The 20,552-nt window shown below is 40.7% G+C and carries 27 protein-coding genes; 14 read left to right on the forward strand and 13 right to left on the reverse strand.

Annotated elements, in window-relative coordinates; all coding sequences use genetic code 11:
- Nucleotides 1-27 precede the first annotated feature (27 nt).
- The 3 genes from GFH30_RS07035 (at nucleotide 28) to GFH30_RS07045 (ending at nucleotide 1,304) form a co-directional block, all read left to right on the forward strand.
- Entirely contained in the window at nucleotides 28-261 is a 234-nt protein-coding gene (locus GFH30_RS07035; RefSeq protein ID WP_153371548.1) for an SEL1-like repeat protein, read from the forward strand.
- 152 nt (nucleotides 262-413) lie between these two features.
- Entirely contained in the window at nucleotides 414-788 is a 375-nt protein-coding gene (locus GFH30_RS07040) for a DUF2750 domain-containing protein (RefSeq protein ID WP_153371549.1), read from the forward strand.
- 84 nt (nucleotides 789-872) lie between these two features.
- Nucleotides 873-1,304, forward strand: a complete 432-nt coding sequence (locus tag GFH30_RS07045) for a CBS domain-containing protein (RefSeq protein WP_153371550.1) — start codon at nucleotides 873-875, stop codon at nucleotides 1,302-1,304.
- 122 nt (nucleotides 1,305-1,426) lie between these two features.
- Here GFH30_RS07045 and trpB read toward each other — a convergent pair whose 3' ends face one another.
- The 9 genes from trpB to GFH30_RS07090 all read right to left on the reverse strand — a co-directional run bounded on the left by trpB (nucleotide 1,427) and on the right by GFH30_RS07090 (nucleotide 9,132).
- A complete protein-coding gene (trpB, locus tag GFH30_RS07050; RefSeq protein ID WP_153371551.1) occupies nucleotides 1,427-2,635 on the reverse strand; it encodes a tryptophan synthase subunit beta in 1,209 nt (402 codons plus the stop codon).
- Between the two features lie 107 nt (nucleotides 2,636-2,742).
- Complete coding sequence (locus GFH30_RS07055) at nucleotides 2,743-3,930, reverse strand: vWA domain-containing protein (protein ID WP_153371552.1); 1,188 nt, start codon at nucleotides 3,928-3,930, stop codon at nucleotides 2,743-2,745.
- Nucleotides 3,931-3,943: 13 nt separating this feature from the next.
- Nucleotides 3,944-4,795 (reverse strand): AAA family ATPase, encoded by an 852-nt coding sequence (locus tag GFH30_RS07060; protein ID WP_153371553.1) that lies wholly within the window; start codon nucleotides 4,793-4,795, stop codon nucleotides 3,944-3,946.
- 21 nt (nucleotides 4,796-4,816) lie between these two features.
- Nucleotides 4,817-5,200: a hypothetical protein gene (locus tag GFH30_RS07065; protein WP_153371554.1), complete on the reverse strand. Its 384-nt coding sequence runs from the start codon at nucleotides 5,198-5,200 to the stop codon at nucleotides 4,817-4,819.
- A 21-nt stretch (nucleotides 5,201-5,221) separates the two neighbouring features.
- Nucleotides 5,222-5,527: a YcgL domain-containing protein gene (locus GFH30_RS07070; RefSeq protein WP_153371555.1), complete on the reverse strand. Its 306-nt coding sequence runs from the start codon at nucleotides 5,525-5,527 to the stop codon at nucleotides 5,222-5,224.
- A gap of 129 nt (nucleotides 5,528-5,656) precedes the next feature.
- A complete protein-coding gene (locus GFH30_RS07075; protein WP_153371556.1) occupies nucleotides 5,657-6,799 on the reverse strand; it encodes a ribonuclease D in 1,143 nt (380 codons plus the stop codon).
- Between the two features lie 176 nt (nucleotides 6,800-6,975).
- Nucleotides 6,976-7,572, reverse strand: a complete 597-nt coding sequence (gene recR, locus GFH30_RS07080; RefSeq protein ID WP_153371557.1) for a recombination mediator RecR — start codon at nucleotides 7,570-7,572, stop codon at nucleotides 6,976-6,978.
- A gap of 13 nt (nucleotides 7,573-7,585) precedes the next feature.
- Nucleotides 7,586-7,915, reverse strand: coding sequence for a YbaB/EbfC family nucleoid-associated protein (locus tag GFH30_RS07085; RefSeq protein WP_153371558.1), 330 nt, complete (start codon nucleotides 7,913-7,915; stop codon nucleotides 7,586-7,588).
- A 29-nt stretch (nucleotides 7,916-7,944) separates the two neighbouring features.
- Nucleotides 7,945-9,132: an O-succinylhomoserine sulfhydrylase gene (locus GFH30_RS07090; RefSeq protein ID WP_153371559.1), complete on the reverse strand. Its 1,188-nt coding sequence runs from the start codon at nucleotides 9,130-9,132 to the stop codon at nucleotides 7,945-7,947.
- 142 nt (nucleotides 9,133-9,274) lie between these two features.
- Between GFH30_RS07090 and GFH30_RS07095 the strand changes: the two genes are divergently transcribed.
- The 11 genes from GFH30_RS07095 to GFH30_RS07145 all read left to right on the forward strand — a co-directional run bounded on the left by GFH30_RS07095 (nucleotide 9,275) and on the right by GFH30_RS07145 (nucleotide 17,779).
- Nucleotides 9,275-10,372, forward strand: a complete 1,098-nt coding sequence (locus tag GFH30_RS07095) for an alpha/beta fold hydrolase (protein WP_153371560.1) — start codon at nucleotides 9,275-9,277, stop codon at nucleotides 10,370-10,372.
- A 41-nt stretch (nucleotides 10,373-10,413) separates the two neighbouring features.
- On the forward strand, nucleotides 10,414-11,286 hold the full coding sequence (locus GFH30_RS07100; protein WP_153371561.1) for an NAD(P)-dependent oxidoreductase: 873 nt from the start codon (nucleotides 10,414-10,416) through the stop codon (nucleotides 11,284-11,286).
- 82 nt (nucleotides 11,287-11,368) lie between these two features.
- Nucleotides 11,369-11,635: a YARHG domain-containing protein gene (locus GFH30_RS07105; RefSeq protein WP_153371562.1), complete on the forward strand. Its 267-nt coding sequence runs from the start codon at nucleotides 11,369-11,371 to the stop codon at nucleotides 11,633-11,635.
- 29 nt (nucleotides 11,636-11,664) lie between these two features.
- Entirely contained in the window at nucleotides 11,665-12,078 is a 414-nt protein-coding gene (locus GFH30_RS07110) for an HIT family protein (RefSeq protein WP_153371563.1), read from the forward strand.
- A 326-nt stretch (nucleotides 12,079-12,404) separates the two neighbouring features.
- Nucleotides 12,405-13,499: a porin gene (locus tag GFH30_RS07115; RefSeq protein ID WP_153371564.1), complete on the forward strand. Its 1,095-nt coding sequence runs from the start codon at nucleotides 12,405-12,407 to the stop codon at nucleotides 13,497-13,499.
- A 448-nt stretch (nucleotides 13,500-13,947) separates the two neighbouring features.
- A complete protein-coding gene (gene cydP / locus GFH30_RS07120) occupies nucleotides 13,948-14,139 on the forward strand; it encodes a cytochrome oxidase putative small subunit CydP (RefSeq protein WP_153371565.1) in 192 nt (63 codons plus the stop codon).
- Nucleotides 14,139-15,725 (forward strand): cytochrome ubiquinol oxidase subunit I, encoded by a 1,587-nt coding sequence (locus tag GFH30_RS07125; RefSeq protein ID WP_153371566.1) that lies wholly within the window; start codon nucleotides 14,139-14,141, stop codon nucleotides 15,723-15,725. The genes cydP and GFH30_RS07125 overlap by 1 nt, the downstream gene beginning before the upstream one ends.
- Nucleotides 15,722-16,867, forward strand: coding sequence for a cytochrome d ubiquinol oxidase subunit II (cydB, locus tag GFH30_RS07130; RefSeq protein ID WP_153371567.1), 1,146 nt, complete (start codon nucleotides 15,722-15,724; stop codon nucleotides 16,865-16,867). Before GFH30_RS07125 ends, cydB begins: the two co-directional genes overlap by 4 nt.
- Nucleotides 16,868-16,891: 24 nt before the next feature.
- Nucleotides 16,892-16,993: a cytochrome bd-I oxidase subunit CydX gene (gene cydX / locus GFH30_RS07135; protein WP_004653762.1), complete on the forward strand. Its 102-nt coding sequence runs from the start codon at nucleotides 16,892-16,894 to the stop codon at nucleotides 16,991-16,993.
- 3 nt (nucleotides 16,994-16,996) lie between these two features.
- The gene (locus tag GFH30_RS07140; RefSeq protein WP_153371568.1) at nucleotides 16,997-17,299 is read left to right on the forward strand and encodes a cyd operon YbgE family protein; all 303 of its coding nucleotides are present in this window, start codon (nucleotides 16,997-16,999) and stop codon (nucleotides 17,297-17,299) included.
- A gap of 177 nt (nucleotides 17,300-17,476) precedes the next feature.
- On the forward strand, nucleotides 17,477-17,779 hold the full coding sequence (locus tag GFH30_RS07145) for a hypothetical protein (RefSeq protein ID WP_153371569.1): 303 nt from the start codon (nucleotides 17,477-17,479) through the stop codon (nucleotides 17,777-17,779).
- Here GFH30_RS07145 and GFH30_RS13450 read toward each other — a convergent pair.
- From GFH30_RS13450 to GFH30_RS07165, 4 genes are all read right to left on the reverse strand, one after another.
- Entirely contained in the window at nucleotides 17,776-18,144 is a 369-nt protein-coding gene (locus tag GFH30_RS13450; RefSeq protein WP_227551470.1) for a hypothetical protein, read from the reverse strand. The two genes, GFH30_RS07145 and GFH30_RS13450, sit on opposite strands and share 4 nt — an antisense overlap.
- A gap of 95 nt (nucleotides 18,145-18,239) precedes the next feature.
- Nucleotides 18,240-19,376 (reverse strand): rod shape-determining protein RodA, encoded by a 1,137-nt coding sequence (gene rodA, locus GFH30_RS07155; RefSeq protein ID WP_153371570.1) that lies wholly within the window; start codon nucleotides 19,374-19,376, stop codon nucleotides 18,240-18,242.
- Nucleotides 19,377-19,472: 96 nt separating this feature from the next.
- The gene (gene ispD, locus GFH30_RS07160; RefSeq protein WP_153371571.1) at nucleotides 19,473-20,189 is read right to left on the reverse strand and encodes a 2-C-methyl-D-erythritol 4-phosphate cytidylyltransferase; all 717 of its coding nucleotides are present in this window, start codon (nucleotides 20,187-20,189) and stop codon (nucleotides 19,473-19,475) included.
- A complete protein-coding gene (locus GFH30_RS07165) occupies nucleotides 20,161-20,550 on the reverse strand; it encodes a septum formation initiator family protein (protein WP_153371572.1) in 390 nt (129 codons plus the stop codon). The genes ispD and GFH30_RS07165 overlap by 29 nt, the downstream gene beginning before the upstream one ends.
- Between the last annotated feature and the right edge of the window lie 2 nt (nucleotides 20,551-20,552).

The following is a 20,552-nucleotide window of genomic DNA, read 5'->3' on the forward strand; positions in this document are numbered from 1 at the left end:
AATCATAATTAAAACTAAGGAGAACTTATGATGAATACACTCCCTCAACATGACTTAGAGCATGTGTATGCTGATGCAGTCAATACAATTCAATCTCAAATGAATTTTGCAGACGCAGTCACACAACTCGAATCTGCAGCACGTGCTGGACATGGTAAAGCAGCGCTATTTTTAGCTGAACTTTATTATCAAGGTTTCCGTGTGGAACGCGATTCGCTCAAAGCGCAATACTGGCAAAATCTTGCCACACTACAAGCATGATCAAACGTCACCTAGGTGGCGTTTTTTTAACCTTATTGATTGATAAATGAAAAGAAATTTACGTTTTGTTGCAAAGCTTTTCACAGTTCAAACACACATCACAGCAGAAGCTTTTACAATAAATTATCTCTGATATTTATTAAAAATAAACCATGAAATTTATAGCAACCTATAAACCCATCTCTCAAGATTTATTTTTAAAAATAACCCTGTTGAAGTCGATGATGTATTGCGGTGTGTTATGGGGATTATATCAAGATGGATGGGCGATGACCCGAGATCAAGGTGATGCGATCTTTCCATTTTGGCTGAGCCCTGTTCAAGCAGAAAAATATGCCAAGCAACATTGGCCCAATTATACGGTGAGAAAAATCCGTGCCGATGACTTTAATCACGCGCTATTACCCACGCTAGAACGCTTAGATGTTATTCCCGCACTGTATACATCAAAGCATCAAAAACTCAAACTCACCCCTTTACAAATGACACACTTCTTTTTTTCAACGCCAAGACTGCACTTTAGTTAAAGATCGTGGTATTTATAATATGAAGCATCCCAACACCTGACAGATGCACTATGGACCAATAATAAACATAAGGAAACCAGACCCATGACGACTGTTGCCCAAGTTTTAAAAGAAAAATTACACCAAGAGATTTATCGTATTCGCCCAGATGCGACTGTTTTAGAAGCCATTACCTTAATGGCTGAAAAAGGCATCGGCGCGCTTGTTGTCATGCATGAAGATCGTGTTGTCGGGATTTTATCTGAGCGCGATTACACGCGTAAAATCACCCTCATGGAAAGAACCTCATTTAACACCACGGTCAATGAAATTATGACCTCCAATGTCATTACGGTAAGTTCAAGCCATACTGTAGATCAATGTTTGGAATTGATGACAGATCGTCATTTACGACATTTACCCGTCATTGATCAAGATAAACTGGTCGGTTTCATTTCGATTGGTGATTTAGTCAAAGCCGCGATGGAGGATCAACACAAATTGATTGAACAGCTACAGCAGTATATTTCAGGGTAAAAATTGAATAAAATTTCACACTTATTTTTAAATTGTAATGACAATGAAATGATTTAAACATCACATTTTTAGCATTTTAATCAAAAATCCCGAACGAATTCGGGATTTTTGTATATTGAAAACTAGTTCAGTCCTAACTTAGCTGCAACATAGTCTGCATCTTTATCGCCACGTCCAGATAAATTGACCACAATTTTGGTATCTTTCGGAAGTTGAGCCGCTTCACGAATCGCCCATGCCACTGCGTGTGAGCTTTCTAAAGCAGGCACAATCCCTTCAACACGTGATAACGTCATAAATGCATCTAAACATTCTTGATCGGTTGCCGTGCTGTATTCCACACGTCCCAAATCTTTGAGCAAACTGTGCTGAGGACCGACGCCAGGATAATCCAAACCTGAAGCAATTGAATGTACAGGAAGTGGTTCGCCCTTCTCATCTTCAAGGACATAGCATGCCATACCATGAATCTGGCTTGGCTTACCTAAAGTTAATGTTGCGGAGTGCATATCAGTATCTAAACCTAAACCCGCTGGCTCAACGCCCACCAATTTTACATTTGGTTCATTTAAAAATGCAGTAAATGCACCTAAAGCATTTGATCCACCACCGACACATGCCACGATATAATCAGGATTTGCACCAAAACGCTCATGCGTCTGCACTTTAATTTCATCACCAATAATAGATTGGAAATCACGTACCATCATTGGGAATGGATGTGGACCGACCACTGAACCAATCGCGTAAATATAGTCTTTTGGATTTTTGAGATATTCCTCAAAAGCACTATCTACCGCATCTTTCAGCGTGGCAGTTCCACGCGTCACTGAAATTAGATTTGCACCCAAAATTTTCATTTTGACCACATTGGGATGTTCTTTCTCAATGTCCACTTGCCCCATATGAATTTCACATGGAATACCAACTAATGCACACGCCGTTGCCAGTGCAACACCATGCTGTCCTGCGCCCGTTTCTGCAATGACTTTGGTTTTTCCCATATATTTGGCAAGTAAAGCTTCGCCTAAGCAATGGTTAATTTTATGTGCGCCGGTGTGATTTAAATCTTCACGTTTTAAATAAATTTGTGCGCCGCCCAATTGATCTGACAGACGTTTAGCATGAAATAATGGACTTGGACGCCCCACATAGTGAGCAAAGAGTTCTTTTAATTCATTCTGGAATTCGGCAGTTTGACGAATTTCTTGGTAAGCGACATTAATATCATCCATCGCTTGTTTTAAATCAGGCGGAATAAACTGACCGCCATAATTACCAAAAAAACCCTCTTCATTTGGCAAAGCGATGCCATTAATTTGATGATCCATAGTGATTCCTAACTGGGGAATAAAATATATACAAGTGACTTTATACTAAAAGAATTTTTTTTAAATCTCTAATAACATTAGATAAAGCCACTTATAGATAAATGGAATCAACGCGCAAGATACTTCGTCATATCTTCAACCCCTTTCAGGGTCATTGGAAACATATGATTGTCAAAAATTTGCCGAATTAAACCAATGCTTTGGGTGTAATGCCAATATTGATCCTCTTCGGGATTGAGCCATGCAGTTTTATCAAAATGCTGACGCAGACGCTGTAGCCAAACTTGCCCCGCTTCATCATTCATATATTCCACCGAACCACCCACCGAGGTCAGTTCATACGGTGCCATACTCGCGTCACCAACCACAATCACGCGATAATCCCGCCCATAGGTATTGAACAAATCCCAAGTATTCATACGTGTACTAGAACGACGCACATTGTCTTTCCACACATAATCATAGAGACAATTATGGAAATAAAAATACTCAAGGGTTTTGAATTCCGTCTTCGCAGCAGTAAACAGTTTTTCACATTGCGCGATATGAGAATCCATCGATCCACCCACATCAAACAACATTAATACTTTAATGCGATTACGGCGTTCAGGCACTAACTGCACATCTAAAATGCCTTGCTTGGCAGTTTCTCGAATTGTGCCATCAATATCTAGCTCTTCCGCTGCACCTTGACGGGCAAACTTACGCAAACGACGCAATGCCATTTGCATTTGTCGGCCGCCTAAAATCTGTTCATCATCTAGATTACGATATTGGCGTTGTTCCCAAACTTTGACTGCCGATCGTTTACGTCCCGGACCACCAATGCGCACACCTTCAGGATGATCACCAAAGGCACCGAATGGTGATGTACCCCCCGTGCCGATCATCTTATTACCACCTTGATGTTTTTTATGCTGTTCGCGTAATCGCTCTTCTAGCATTTTCATCAATTCTTCGAGCGAACCGGCTTTTTTCAGTTCTTCACGTTGCTCTGGTGTGAGGTGTTTCTCTAATAGTTCGAGATCAAACCAGTCTTTAGGTAATTTATGAACTTGATTAAGGAGTTCATCAAGATCAAAAGTTTGAATACCATCAAAATAATCTTTCATGGCACGATCGAACTTATCGAAATAACGTTCGTCTTTAACCATGACGGTCTTAGTAAGCTGATAAAACTCATCTTGATCGGCAAAAACCAAACCTGCCGCCACTGCTTGATTCAGATCAATCAGTTCACGTGTGGAAACAGGCACACCGTATTTGCGTAAGGTATAAAACAGGCGCACAAACATGCGTGTTTCTCCCTTAGCGACGTGACATAAAGGCTAAACGCTCTAGCAGCGCAACATCTTGCTCATTTTTAATCAAAGCACCATATAAAGGTGGAATGGCTTTTGATTTGTCGCTATTACGCAAAATATCTTCTGGCATATCATCTGCCATAAGCAGGCTTAACCAATCGATGAGTTCTGAAGTTGAAGGTGGTTTTTTAAGACCCGGAATTTGACGCAATTTAAAGAAGACTTGTAGCGCTTCTGACACCAACGTTGCTGAGATCTGATCGAAATGCACATCGATAATCTCACGCATGGTCGCCTCATCAGGGAATTCAATATAATGGAAGAAACAACGACGCAAGAATGCATCTGGCAGCTCTTTTTCATTATTTGAAGTGATGATCACAATTGGGCGTTGTTTTGCGGTTATGGTTTCGCCTGTCTCATACACATAGAACGACATTTTGTCGAGTTCATGTAATAGATCATTCGGGAATTCGATGTCGGCTTTGTCAATTTCATCAATTAACAACACACAGCGTTCATCACTGGTAAATGCTTCCCAAAGTTTACCCGGTTTAATATAGTTTTTGATGTCATAGACACGATCATCGCCTAACTGACTGTCACGCAGACGCGATACCGCATCGTACTCATACAAACCTTGTTGCGCTTTCGTGGTCGATTTAATGTGCCAAGTAATGAGTTTCATACCCAAACTTTCAGCCACTTGCTCAGCAAGTAAGGTTTTACCTGTTCCCGGCTCACCTTTGACTAAAAGCGGTTTTTGCAGACTGCGCGCTGCTTTTACCGCAAGTTTGAGACTATCAGTCGCAATATACTGATCCGTACCTGAAAATTGTTGATGATCGACAGACATGACTTAACCTTATTGTTGTATTTACAGCGGTGAACTCTTCTTGTTCAAAACTATCTCTGGTTTATTCGCACGATAGTTTGACCAGCAATAGCCTAGCAATGCACCAACACCTACGACAAATAAAATCAGTGACGCATTAATCCAAATTAAAGGTTGATCTTTGGTTAAAATCCCGAACAACAAACCAAATATTGCTGGCGCGACTGAAGAATTCGGTCCTTCAGATACCGTAGGTGTCAGCAAAATGGCAAACATGATGATCCATAGCAAACCACCCACCGGTTTTGGAATACGCTTGGTGACGCCGTACCAACACAACAGTGCAATGATACTGCCGATAACGTAGACTAAAATAGCGATTAAATCTTCAGGAATTGAATCCATTACAGCGACATAACCGTTCATTTCACAACTCCTGAAATTGCATTAAGCACCGCGAAGCCCTTCTGGCGCAGCAGCATTCGGATTAATTAAACCTTCTGGCGGCATTTGTAAGAAGAAACCATTGGTTTCAATGGAATCCATCACATGCAATACATTAACACGCGCAAGTTTACGTGACTCACTGAGTTCCAAATGCATCACAAAAGTTGCACGACCAAACGCAGTTTGTACCGCTTCAGGCAATACACTCAAAGGCTCGAATGTTTCTGCTTCGCTTTCAGTTTGTGGACGAGCAACGTAAAGATACATTTCGTCTTTTTTGCTCGATTTATAAATAGATACTTGCATGTTTTACACGGTTTTCTAGGAAATCATTGGCAAGGATACATCAAAAAAAAGACAGATACATTAACCATGGCGCGTGCATCAGTCGTGATTTTGTATAATTGCTTTTTCTTTAAGCAAATCTCATGACATTCAATCGCGGACTTTCATTTGGGTCGACAAGTAAAATTCATCTTCACGTAACAGTCGAATGAGTGGCAAGGTCAGTAATTCATAGCGCCAGCCCAATAGGTATTTCGGCAAATCTTGTTCGTCATTATGAAATACCACATGTTGATACAGCGCAGTCATCCACTTCTTACGCATCAAAACTTCTTTAGGAACACAAAGATTCTGGGCAATCCCTTGAATAAAGTCATCAACTTTGTTGCCAATGTCTTGCGATGAATGACGAATTGGGCGTGCCAAACGCAATGGCCATTCTGCTTGCTCAGGCAAGAAGCTCAACAAATCTAAAATCGTTTTGCCATAATCCCGAACCGTACTTGAGCGAATGTCTTTGACTTGACTCAATTGGAACATATTCTTTGGATTTTTCTCCACCATATCGAGCATGGTAGATGGCTTCAAAATAAAACTACGCGGTTGATTTAAGGCTTTAACAATGCCTTCACGCCACACCATCAGTTGTTGTAATTGCATGAGCTGACGGCGTGAATGACGGTAGTTGCCAACATCTTGATATAACAATGCTGTAGGCGTATCCAAACCAATTTCATGGGTTAAGTTTTGACAATCTTCAAGGGCAAAATCGAGTAAAGATTTCGCCGTTAAATCCTGTTTAATTTTGTCCGATAATTGCCCCAAATACACCACATCGTTGGCAGCATAACGTAGTTGCTCATCACTTAAAGGACGTGCCAACCAGTTAGAACGGGTTTGGTCTTTATCAATATCGACATCAAGCATTTGTTTAAGTGCGTTTTGATAACTGACTTGTAAGCCATGTCCCAAAAATGACATTCCGACTTGAGTATCAAAGACGTTGTTGATGCTTTTGCTTTGTGTGTAATGATAAATCAGGTCGATATCTTCACTACAGGCATGGAAAATATTCAATTTCGCCTTAAAGATATATTGCCAAAATTCGGATAAATCCAGTGTGGTACCATCAAGCAAATAGACATGATTATCGACATTAATTTGGAACACACCAAGTTTTGGCCACAAGGTGTCCACCTTGATAAACTCAGTATCCAAAGCATAGACCGAGCTATGTTGCATCAGGTTTAAAACTTGGGTTAAATCGGTTTGCTGCTGTATAAATTGAAACATAAAACAGAGTCTAAAATTAGATGCTCGATGGCGACTATCTTAAACCATATATAGAAATTTTCTATAAAATTGGTACATTTTTATAACATTTTCCGAAACTTAAGAAATACTTAATCGTTCATTTATTTAAATTAATATATTTTTTGTATAAATAAAAATAGCCACGACCAAAATGACTATTTCATGCGCATCCGATTATGTACAGCCTGACTCAATGTATGGCTATCGACGTACTCAAGCTCACCGCCTTGTGGGACACCTTGGGCAATTCGCGTGATGTGCAACGGTAAATGCTTACTTGCCTCAACCAAATAATGGGCTGTTGCCTGACCTTCAACAGTGGCATTGGTTGCTAGAATCACTTCTTTGACCTTGCCTTGACTTAAGCGTTGAATCAAATACGGAATACCAATTTCTTCGGGTCCAATCCCATCTAAGGGTGATAAATGCCCACCTAAAACATGATATTTACCACGGAAGCTACCACTTTGCTCAATCGCCATGACATCTGCGGGTGATTCAACTACACAGAGTAATTCATCATCACGCTCGTGCGAGCTGCAAATATGACAGACGTCATCTTCGGTTAAAGAATGGCAAATCGTGCATTCATGAATGTGATCTGTCGCTTCGGTCAAGGCTTGTGCTAAACCGATTGCACCTTCACGATTTTTCATAATCATATGCAATGCCATACGCTGAGCCGATTTCGGCCCAACGCTTGGCAAAATGCGTAATGCTTGAACAAGTTGATCAAAACGATCACTAAACATTGCGCATTCTTCCTTAGAACATACCTGCTAAGCCAGGTGGTAAACCCATACCTGAATTTGCCGATTTTAATTTCTCTTCAGAAATCGCTTCAGCCTGACGTGCAGCATCATTCATTGCAGCAGCAATCAAGTCTTCAATCATATCGGCATCATCTTGAAGTAATTCAGGATTAATTTCGATACGCTTCACCACATTACGGCAAGTCATGGTGACTTTCACTAAACCACCGCCCGCTTCTGCTTGAACTTCAGTCAGCGCAAGTTGCTCTTTCACTTTCTTGATGTTGTTTTCAGCTTCTTTCTGCATGCGCTGAGCTTGCTGCATTAACATATTAATGTTCATAAATATCTCCGAACATACATTTTATAAAATTAGATGAGATCTAAACCGCGACGAATATCACGAATAATATCACCAATCTCTTCCAAACCAACAGAAACACGGATTAAACCTTCACGAATACCCGCAGCTTCTTTCGCATCGCTTGATAATTTACCATGTGTGGTGGTTGCAGGATGAGTAATGGTTGATTTCGCATCACCCAAGTTACCGGTGATTGAAATGAATTGGGTGTTATCAATCACTTTCCAAGCGCCCTCGCGACCGCCTTTGACTTCAAAAGATACAATACCGCCAAAGCCTGTTTGCTGTTTCACTGCCAAGTCATGACCAACATGCTCAGGTAGACCTGCGTAATACACTTTTTCCACATTTGGATGTGCGTTTAAGAATTCAGCCAATTGCTGAGCATTCGATGAATGTTCGCGCATACGTAAACGTAAAGTTTCGAGACCTTTTAAGAACACCCAAGCATTGAATGGGCTCATTGAAGGACCTGTAGTACGGACATAACCAAACACATCTTCTAGTAATTTGGCATTACCCACCACTGCACCACCTAATGCACGACCTTGACCATCTAAATATTTAGTCGCTGAATATACGACTAAGTCAGCACCGAATTTAATCGGTTGCTGTAAGACGGGTGTACAGAAGCTGTTATCAATCGCAAATAATGCACCATTGGCATGCGCAATATCTGCAAGTGCTTGAATGTCAGCCACTTCAGCAAGTGGATTTGATGGCGATTCAACAAACAGTAATTTTGTTTCCGCTTTAATGGCATTTTCCCATGCATCAAGATCGGTCAAATCGACAAAATCTACAGTAACACCAAATTTTGCGACATATTTTTCAAACAATGCTACGGTTGAGCCAAATACAGCGCGTGAACAAATAACATGATCACCCGCTTTCAAATATGCCATTGCCACTGCCATAATAGCTGCCATACCTGAACTGGTCGCTACGGCGCGTTCAGCACCTTCAAGTGCAGCAAGGCGTTTTTCGAACATGGCTACAGTGGGATTTGTAAAGCGTGAATAGATATTCCCTGGTTCTTGACCCGAGAATTTAGCAGCAGCTTCTGCTGCATTTTCATAGACAAATGACGATGTTAAGTAGATTGGTTCTGCATGTTCACCCTCGAAACTACGCGTATGACCTGTGCGAATGGCTAAAGTTTCTAATTGGTATGAAATATCGTCTTGTTGGCTCATTACGTCTACTCAGCCCCACGGACTGCCTTTTGTAAAAAATTGCCAACATTTTGATCGTCTAAGCTATTATCGGTCAAGGCATAATAAGCAAATATTGCTTAGACTTCGACCAATCCTCCAAGGACACGGATAAAATTTTCACATGATTCAACTTAAACAAAACTTTCAACGTCAGCAAAAAAAGTTAAAACATCTGAGCGCACGGGTTTTTAATGCCTCATCTTTGGTTTTATCTCAAAAAACCCCCTTCGATTACATCGCTGATCTTGAGTTTTGCAAGGTACGTTGTTATGCATCACCGAATAAACACTATCGTGAGCCATTGGTCTTTGTCGCACCGCTTGCCATCAATATGGACATTTACGATTTATATCCCTATCGCTCATTGGTCAAGCATTATCAGCACAGCGGTTTTGATGTGTATTTGGTGGAATGGAAACATTTTAACTATAAACATCGTGAACTGAATTTCATGTCATTTATCGACAATGCCATCCCGAAAGCAATTGATGCAATTTGTGCCCATTCTGGCAGCGAGCAGATTTCACTGCATGGTTGGAGTATGGCAGGTGTTTTTGTCACCCTCTATACAGCGCTGCATAGTCCTGAGCATGTCAAAAACCTGATTGTGGTGGGTAGCCCAATCGACAGTTATGCATCGGGTCGCGTGGGCAAACTGTTTGAAACCACCAACCAACTGATTTCTAAAAATTCAAACCTTCAACAACTGGTGCACACTGGTCAAATTCCCAAACAATATATTCATACTCCCGGTATCTTAAATGCGCTTGGATTTAAGTTACTTGATCCTTTAGGGTGGTTCAAAAGTCAAAAACAGTTCTTGTTTAATTTAGACAAGGTCGAAAATGTCTATGAACATGCCACCATGGGACAATTTTTAAATAAGATGATTGATTATCCCGGTGGCATTAACCAAGACATGGTCTTGCACCTCTGGCTACAAAACCCGCTTAAGCAAGGTTCAATCCAATTGGGCGACACCTGTGTCGATTTAAAAAACATCCAATGCTCGTTATTGGTCGGTGCAGGCTTATCCGATCAAATTGTCACAGAAGAAGCGGCTAAGCCTTTAATTGAATTGACAAGTAGTACTGACGTCACGTTTACTCAGATTCCCGGTGGGCATTTGGGTTTAATGTCGAATCAAAAGTCAGCCAATGTTTTTTGGCCAAAAATGACCACTTGGCTATCTCAGCGATCTACTCCTGTAGATCAATAATCTGTGCTGAATAGTATTTAAAATAATATTGAGGGTTTGAGATGATTCAGTCAGTTGCATTTATTGGTTTGGGCGCGATGGGTTACCGCATGGCAGCACATTTACCTCAGCATTTTGACACAGTCATGGTATGGAATCGTAATTTTGCCAAAGCAGAACAACATGCAGCTGAATATGCGACACACGCTGTTTCACTTGAAGCTGCTGCACAAGCGGATATTATTTTCTCTTGCTTACCCACCAGTGCCGATGTTGAACAACTGATTCAAACCCTAGACATTAAAAAAGGTGCGATTTGGGTCGATTGCACCAGTGGCGTACCTGATTCTGCAAAAAAATTAGCACAAGACCTCGCTGAAAAAGATGTGACTTTTTTGGATGCACCCGTGAGTGGCCAGACGATTGGTGCTGAAAATGGCACCCTTACCGTGATGGTCGGTGGTGACATAAAGGCTTTTGAAAAAGCTTTACCTGCGATGCAAGCCTTTGGTGGTTTAATTAAACATGTGGGCGAATCGGGTGCAGGATTTGCTGTCAAAGCGGTAAACAATATGTTAATGGCTGTAAATCTTTGTGCGGTAGCGGAAGGTTTCACCACGCTAAAAGCACATGGCGTTGATTTAACAGAAGCACTAGATTGTATCAATGCCTCAAGTGGTAAAAGCATGGTCACTGAAACCGTTTTACCACAGCGCATTTTGAATCGCAGCTTCCCGCTGACCTTTGCCCTGCCTTTACTTGCTAAAGATTCAGGTATTGCAGTCGATCTTGCTCGTGAAGCAAAACTTAGCACGCCTGTTTTATCTATTGCACAAAATATGATTCAAGCGGCAAGTGCTTTATCGGATAAGGAAAGTGATTTTTCCAGTGCTGTGAAAATGTATGAATCATGGAGTAAAATCACACTTGAGTAATATCTCGCCATTGAACAATCATAATTAAACCTCATATTGTGTATAGATCAGCACATAAATTGAACATTTCAGAGGAAATCTCATGAACAAATTGACTGTTGCAGCGGTAATGAGCCTTGCGACTTTGCTCGGGGCTTCAACTACGGTTTTTGCGTCTGAACAAGAATGCAAAAAATTAAAAAATGATCATGATGTGATTTATGCATCAAAAGGTTTCTGTTTTAAAGATGCAGAAGCAAAAGCAAAATTTAATGAGGATTGCCGTACCCCAAATCCAAAATTTAATGAAAAAGAGAAACAAAAGCTTGACGCAATTAAAGAACGTCAGAAAGAATTGAAATGTGACTAAGTCCATTCAAAACATTCAAGGAATACAGCATGAGCTATGATGATCAAAACATTTTTGCAAAAATTTTACGTGGTGAAATCCCAGCGATTAAAGTCTACGAAGATGAACAGGTTCTTGCATTTATGGACATCATGCCACAGGCAGATGGACACACTTTAGTGATTCCTAAATCGCCTGCGGTGACTTTACTTGATTTAGCACCTGACGCTGCGGCTTATACCATTCAAATCGTGCAAAAAGTTGCGAAAGCAATTGAAAAAGCCTTAGGTGTGGAAGGTATTGTACTGATGCAACTCTCTGGTGCTGCCGCAGGTCAAACCGTTCCTCATGTGCATTTCCATTTGATTCCAAGCTCAGTACATGAGCTTGGTAAACATGCAGCACAAATGGGTGATCAAGAAAAAATCAAAGCGCTTGCTGAAAAGATTAAAGCTGCACTTTAATTTTATCTATAAATACAAAAAGGAGCTTCGGCTCCTTTTTATTTGATCAATACATGTATTTTTATTATTTATCTTCCTCAAACAAACGCATTGATCTTCAAACATCTTATTGAATGATCAACGTCAACACGACATGTTTTATGACAAAACCATGACCAATATATGACAATATCAATAAATTAACATTCTGATTATATTTAATATTTTTGAAATATTTCCTTCACCTTACTGACTTATTTGTCATCAATACTGAGCACCAATAGAGATGTAGCGATCTATGTCACTACAGAAATTCAAGACCACAGAAGTCTTTATTGGAGCACACAATGAAAAAAACCTTCATCGCACTTACGCTTGGGGCAACCGTATTTACACCAATCGTCGCGTCTGCCGCAGATGTCAAAATTTATGGCCGTGCGCATGTTTCTTTGGATTATTTAGATGACGGTAAAAATTACGACGAAATCGGGCTTTCTTCTAATTCATCACGTTTAGGTTTTAAAGTTGAACAAAAAATAAATGATGACCTCCATGTTTTCGCACAAATTGAGCAAGAAATTAGCTTTGCAAGTGGCGATCAAGATTCAAAAGCGGTAAATTTTTCGACACGTGATACGTTTGTCGGTGTTAAAAATGCGCAGTATGGTCAACTCCGTGCAGGTCGCTTCGATAGCCCGTTCAAAATTGCACGTGGACCTGTCAACTACTTCGGTGACATGGTGGGTGATGTACGCAATGTGACGCGTGTTGGCGACTTAAAGTTTGATGAGCGCAATGAAAATACCCTTGAATATAAATCACCTAAATTTGCAGATGGCTTTAATGTGCTTGCAGCCATTTCCATGAACTCAGGCAAAGAAAATTCAAAAATAGCAGATGGCGAAGGTAAATCAGACAGTAAAGCTTACGATCTTGCACTGACCTATAAAAAAGACCGAATCGACTTTGCTGCGGCTTATCAAAAATATGGCAAGAATGCAGCCAATACCGCTACACCAACAGCAACTACCGATTCAGAGCGTGAAGCGTTCCGTCTTGCAGGCAGCTATAAGGTGACTGAAGATTTAAGCCTAGGTGCTTTATATCAAATGGCACAATTTGAAGATTCTGCTCGTGATCTAGATGCTCAAGTGTGGGGAATTGCCGGCGAATATAAATTAACCCCGAAAACCGCGCTACGTGGCGAATATTTCTATCGTGATGTCGAGCGCGATGATGCCAATACCAGCTTGATTGCGCTTGGCGTTGAACACAAACTTGACCCAGCACTACGCTTGTACGGCAACGTTGCAACCACGCTGAATGATAAAAATGCCAACCTCACCCCATGGAAAGAAGGTCGAAGTCTAGGTAATGGAATCAGTGGCTCGACAGGCGAAGATGCCCTTGCACTATCATTGGGTATGCGTTACGACTTCTAACAATACTTTAAAACAGAGAAGGACATCTTGAAAGGTGTCCTTTTTTTTATGCTTTTTGAAATACGAAATGTGAGTTGATTCCAAGATAACAACCCATCATTCAAGCATGAGATGCAATATTAAAACCAAGAAAAACACTCAAGTTAATACTTGAAATTTATTAATACCAAGTGTTTTAATCAAGTTTTAAAATCATTAAAAATAATATTCAAACCATTTTAGTTGGTTATTTTAAACCATTAAATACAAGTGTTTTAGTCGGATTTAATATCAAACTCATTTAGAATAAATAAGAAAAATTATCATAATAAATATTGAGCATTAATTTTTATAATTAATTAAATTTCAATCACTTAAAAATATATAATTATTTAAACTGTCTCATCTATTTATTTTAAAATTAATTTGTTTAATAATATGTAACAAGTGTTAAAAACAGGCTTATATCATGAGCTTAGTTCCGAAAAATTTAAATCAAAAAGCGGTGCGCGACATCACTGTTATTTTAATTATCAAAATTTCATTACTTTTGGTGATTAAAAACATTTGGTTCGATGCACCCACCATTCCGAAGAATTTTGACTCTCAAGTTGCCGAGCGTATCGCAGGTAATCCATCCCAAATCAAGGAGACACGTTGATGATTTCTGAAAGCGTGGTCGATCTGTCACGGTTCCAATTTGCAATGACCGCGATGTATCACTTTATTTTTGTACCATTAACTTTAGGCATGGCTTTCCTTCTTGCCATTATGGAAACCACCTATGTGATTTCTGGCAAAGAAATTTACAAAGACATGACCAAATTCTGGGGAAAGTTATTTGGTATTAACTTCGCTTTGGGTGTGACCACAGGTCTCACCATGGAATTCCAGTTTGGTACCAACTGGGCGTATTATTCGCATTATGTGGGAGATATTTTTGGTGCTCCACTTGCGATTGAAGGCTTAATGGCATTCTTCCTCGAATCGACCTTTATCGGTTTATTCTTCTTTGGTTGGGATCGTTTGTCCAAAGTTCAGCATTTAGGTGTGACTTGGTTAGTGGCACTCGGCTCAAATATGTCTGCACTTTGGATTTTGGTTGCCAATGGTTGGATGCAAAACCCCGTCGGTTCTGCCTTTAACTATGAAACCATGCGTATGGAAATGGTAAGTTTTTCGGAACTGATCTTTAACCCTGTTGCTCAAGTGAAATTTGTACATACTGTTTCCGCAGGTTATGTGACAGGTGCGGTATTCGTATTGGCGATCTCAAGTTACTACTTACTGAAAAAACGCGACTTACCGTTCGCACGTCGTTCATTCGCGATTGCAGCCGTCTTTGGCTTGGCGTCTACACTTTCAGTCATTTTACTCGGTGATGAATCGGGTTATGAAATTGGTGATGTGCAAAAAACCAAACTTGCAGCCATTGAAGCCGAATGGGAAACAGAGCCAGCACCTGCTGCATTCACCCTATTTGGTTTTCCAAACCAAGAAACAATGCGCACAGACTATGCCATTAAAATTCCTTATGCGATGGGTATTATTGCGACACGTTCTACAGATACCCAAGTGACTGGTATTAAAGACCTCATTACTGAGCATGAAGCACGTATTCGTAACGGGATGGTAGCGTATTCACAATTAGAACAATTACGTGCGGGTGATACGTCTGATGAATTAAAAGCAGCATTCGCCGAATCACAAAAAGACTTAGGCTATGGCTTACTTCTGAAAAAATACACACCCAATGTCGTCGATGCGTCTGAAGAACATATTAAAGCCGCAGCAAAAGATACGATTCCACATGTTCCAAGCTTATTCTGGGCATTCCGTGCCATGGTGGCTTCTGGTTTCTTAATGCTCCTTCTATTTGTACTGGCAACCTTTGCTGTGGCAAAACGCAATGCAGAAAACAAACCTTGGTTACTTCGCTTTGCACTGTATGGCTTACCTTTACCATGGATTGCAGCACAAACCGGTTGGTATGTGGCTGAAGTCGGCCGTCAACCATGGACGATTGGCGAGGTACTACCTACACATTTGTCAGCATCAAGCTTAAGTACAGGTGATGTATGGGGCTCAATTATCGCGTTAGCATCGTTTTACACAGTTTTATTGATTATTGAGATGTATCTCATGATCAAATTCTCACGCCTTGGCCCAAGTTCACTTCATACAGGTAAATACCACTTTGAAAAACTTGAAGCTGAAAAAAAGGCAAATGAGGAGATTCAAGCATGATTGAATATGAATTATTAAAAATCATTTGGTGGGTATTGGTGGGTGTCTTACTGATTGGCTTCGCCCTCACCGATGGCTTCGATATGGGCTCTATGGCCATCATGCCATTTGTCGGCAAAAACGATGATGAACGTCGTGCAGCAATCAATACCATTGCTCCGCATTGGGACGGCAACCAAGTGTGGTTCATTACCGCAGGTGGTGCTTTATTTGCTGCATGGCCGATGGTTTATGCCACTGCATTCTCAGGCATGTATTGGGCACTGCTGTTAGTTTTATTTGCCCTATTTTTACGTCCTGTCGGCTTCGACTATCGCTCAAAATTAGAAAATACCAAATGGCGTAACTCTTGGGATTGGGGTCTAGCGATTGGCGGTGCGGTTCCTGCACTCGTCTTTGGGGTTGCTTTTGGGAATATGTTCTTGGGTGTACCCTTTGTTTTAGATGAAACAGTACGTTCAACTTATACAGGCAGCTTTTTTGCACTTCTTAATCCGTTTGCCTTGATCTGTGGTCTCGTGAGCTTGTCGATGCTCTGTGCGCACGGTGGTGCTTGGCTCATGATTCGTACTGACGGTGCACTCCGTAAGCGCTCAGCCAAAGCAACTCAAATTATGGGAATGGTTTATCTGGTTACTTTCCTTGCTGCAGGTGCATGGTTGTACTTTGGCGGGATTCAAGGTTATACCTTGGTTCAACCGTTTGATACCAATGCTGTTGCCAATCCACTTGCGAAACAAGTATTAACAGATGCAAACCCAGGTTGGATGAATAACTATACGACGTATCCAATCACAATGATTGCGCCAATGATGGGTATTTTAGGTGGTTTAATCGTGGTACTTGCTGCAGGCAAAAGTAAAGCAGGATTCAGCTTCCTAGGTTCATCTATGGCGGTCATCGGTGCGATCCTCACCGCAGGCTTCGCGCTCTTCCCATTCTTGATGCCATCAAGTCTTAATCCAACGGTTAGCCTTACCATGTGGGATGCTGTCTCGAGTAAAAATACCCTCACCGTTATGACGATTGCTGCATGTATCTTTGTGCCGATTATTTTGTGCTACACCACATGGTGCTATTACAAGATGTGGGGCGTCATTACCAATAAACACATTCAAGACAACACGCATAGCTTGTATTAAGCCTGTGTCTAAGGAGACGAAATTATGTGGTATTTTGCTTGGATTTTAGGTGTATTGATGGCGTGTTTCGCAGGTGTACTCAGTGCACTTTACATCGAACATCATCAAGATTTAGATGAGGAATAAACCATGACCGATGCTGCAACTGAAGCCCCAGTGACTGATCAAAAATCCAATGCCTTTGCAATGGTGATTTCATGCATATTGGCATTCCCACTTGCAGCTGTGTTATTGGTTCACCCTGCTGCAATGCTTAATGCGGATGGTAGCTATAGCCATAGTGCAATGATGTATATCATGATTGGCATTTCAGGTGGTTTTATCCATGGCGTCGGTTTTGTGCCGCGCCATTGGTTTTGGAAATGGCTTTTTAGTCCATTTTTATCATGGCCGTTGATGCTCTGGGGCTATTACACTTGGTTCCTGCATTAAACTCATCTTTAAATATGAAAGCCCTCAGTTGAGGGCTTTTTTCTACATAATCAATAAATTTCATCTATCCATTCTAAAGTTTAAACACTTATCTCTATTTATTGAGTTAAAGCTATCCGTCCTACAGAAAAAAGCGCTAGACTCTTGTTTTATATTCAATTTACATTAGATATCCCAATGTTTGATCAATTCGTTAATAAAGTAAAACAAGCCTTACCACAAATGAGTCCTGAACTATGGAAACAACATGGCAGCACAATTGAAACCCTTGTCGTGGATAACTTACTGAATATCGCTGAAGATAAGCTTATTAATGACAGTGATATTCGCGCTGTGATTGCAAAAGTTTATGAATTATTACCTACGCCTGTGCGCTTAGTTTTACCCCGAGACACCATCATTGATAAAATTCTAGAACAAAAGACACCCATTTTAGCGAAAGTTGCAAGCGCACGTGAAAAACGTAAAAGAGAGGCTTAATTCGTTTTAGATTTCAGCTGAGCTTTACAGCCAGTTTCATAGCTTGTACCTAATTCAGCCAATGACTGTTTAAATCCATCATCTAATTGGCTGACAAAAGCATATTCTTCTTGTGCAAATGCCAAATGTTGATTCTTCTTAGAAAAAGCTTTGAGATTTTTGAGTGATGTCGAATAGGCACATGCTTTTTCAATCAAAATTGAAGGATGCTGTTTCTGGTCTAATGCTTGATTTAAGTCTGCTAGCTTTAATTCAGCATCTGCATAATACACTTTGTTTTGTTGTTTAAATTGCTCTATTTTAAGCGGTGCAGCCGAAAGATTCTGGCTGATGAGAACCATCAGCACACCCCATATTGTCTTCATTTTTACATCCTAATTTTTGTTTATTGATTGATTTATAACACATCAAAATGCATTAAAAAAGCCAGCAAATAGCTGGCTTTTTTATAAGAGTTTAATTAGCGATGAGTATGAATCGACATCACAATTCCCATACCTGCAAGCATGGAAATGACTGCTGTACCGCCATAACTCATCAATGGCAATGGGTCACCCGTTACCGGTAAAATCCCACTCACCATCCCTGAGTTTAAAAAGACAAAGAAGAAGAATGTAAGTGCAATCGCACCTGCATAAAGTCGCCCAAAGTTATGAAAACTCTGTAAACCAATAATCAAGCAACGAATAATAATGGCAGCAAACAAACTAAATAGTAAAAACACCCCAATAAAGCCGAATTCTTCAGCATAAGTCGACATGATAAAGTCAGTATGATGTTCAGGCAGATACCCTAAATGCGACTGTGTCCCTTGTGAATATCCTTTACCGGTCGTACCACCAGAACCAATGGCAATTTTAGACTGGATAATATTCCAACCCGCGCCTAAAGCATCTGACTCTGGATCAAATAAAGTGAGAATACGTTTCTTTTGATATTCTTGCAGCAAGAACATCCAAAGTATAGGCGCTGCCACTGCAAAGGCTGTGAACGCCCCTAAGATGAGTCGCCACGACATCCCACTTAAAAATAAAACAAAAATACCCGGAATCACTAAGCCAATATTTAAATCGGGTTGCAATGCGACCAGAACGAAAGGCACACCCAAAATCACTAAAGAAATCAGAATATGAATTAGCTTCGGTGGGAATGGCTTACGTGAGAAATACCATGCCATCATCAACGGCATCGCAAACTTCATGACTTCACTCGGTTGCATACTACCAATGCCGGGCAAAGTAATCCAACGCTTTGCCCCTAAGCGTGTTTCGCCAATCACAAAGACCAGCAACAGCATAAAGATGCCGAACAGATAGAGATAAGGACTAATCGCTTGATAGACTTTTGGTGGCACTTGCGCGCACAAAAACATGATAATAAAGCCCGCGCCAAAGCTAATCGCTTGACGAATGACCATCCCTGAGTTTTCAGCAGTCGCACTGTACACCACCATCAAACCCAAGGCTGCGTTCAACAACAGAAAACAAAGTAACCATGGATCGAGATGTAATTTCATCCATCTTGAAGAATCGTGTTTTATACTCAAGCCATCTCGTGCGGAGTGGCGTAAAAAACGATACTGCTGTGAAGGGATCATGGGGCGAAAGCTATCAAAATTAACAATGTCGAAATTATAAGTTAAAGCCACAGAGAATAAATCGCTATGGCTAAATTAAATGTGCTTTTTAATGCATTATTGTGCTGTCTGTGCCGACAAAATTAATTTAGCAAGATCCAAGTCTTCAGCGTAGGTAATTTTAATATTGTCTGAACGACCTGCCACCACACTCACTTTTTCACCAATATGCTCAAGCGCACTGGCTTCATCAGTAATAGTTGCACCATCGACTAATGCCTGCTGAATGGCTTTTTTAAGCGTGCCTAATTGAGCGATTTGCGGGGTTTGCGCTTGCCATAATGTTGAACGATCAACAGTTGCTTGGATCTCCGTCCCAACAGCCACTCGTTTTAACGTATCACGCACAGGAATGGCTAAAATAGCGGCTTGATTTTGCTCAATAGCGGTATTGACTAAATTTTCTAGGCAATCAAGGCTGACACATGGACGTGCAGCATCATGTACAAAGACCCAATCATCGTCACTAGCGATACAAGATAAATACTCAAGCGCATTTAATACCGAGTGGACGCGTTCCTGCCCACCCAAACAAAAATATGCTTTTTCAATATTGGAAAATGCCAAGGTTTGAGCAACATCATCTTTTTCATTAATTGCCAATACATAACCAGTAAGTGGTAATTGATTGAGACGCGCCACGGTATGTTCAAGAACTGTTTGTCCTTGAATTATTTGATATTGTTTGAGTTCAGTTTTAGAAAAACGACTACCCGAGCCTGCTGCCGGAATAATCGCCCAAAGCTTATGGTGTGGCTGGAGCATCATCTTCATTGGTACGCAAATCTACTTTAGCGTTGGGATCGATATAAATCGGATTATATTGAGTACTAATGGTGCTCATTTGAATAAAGGTTTCATGCGGTTTAATCAGACCGAGGTCCAATCGTGCATGTTCTTCGATGGCTTCAATACCATTCTTTAAATCGTAGACTTCTGCTGCAAGAACGCGATTACGCTCTTTTAAATCTGTATTGAGTTCAATCTGTTGTTGAATTTTTTGAGTCAGTTTTTGGTGTTCCTGATGACCACCCTCACCGAACCAATATAAATATTGAAACCCTGCGATCAAAATGATCGCAAGGCCCAACAGTACTTTACTCGATTTCGAGTCGAATACATCTAGCATAAACATGA

Origin of the sequence: Acinetobacter wanghuae (assembly GCF_009557235.1) — a bacterium.
Lineage (GTDB): Bacteria > Pseudomonadota > Gammaproteobacteria > Pseudomonadales > Moraxellaceae > Acinetobacter > Acinetobacter wanghuae.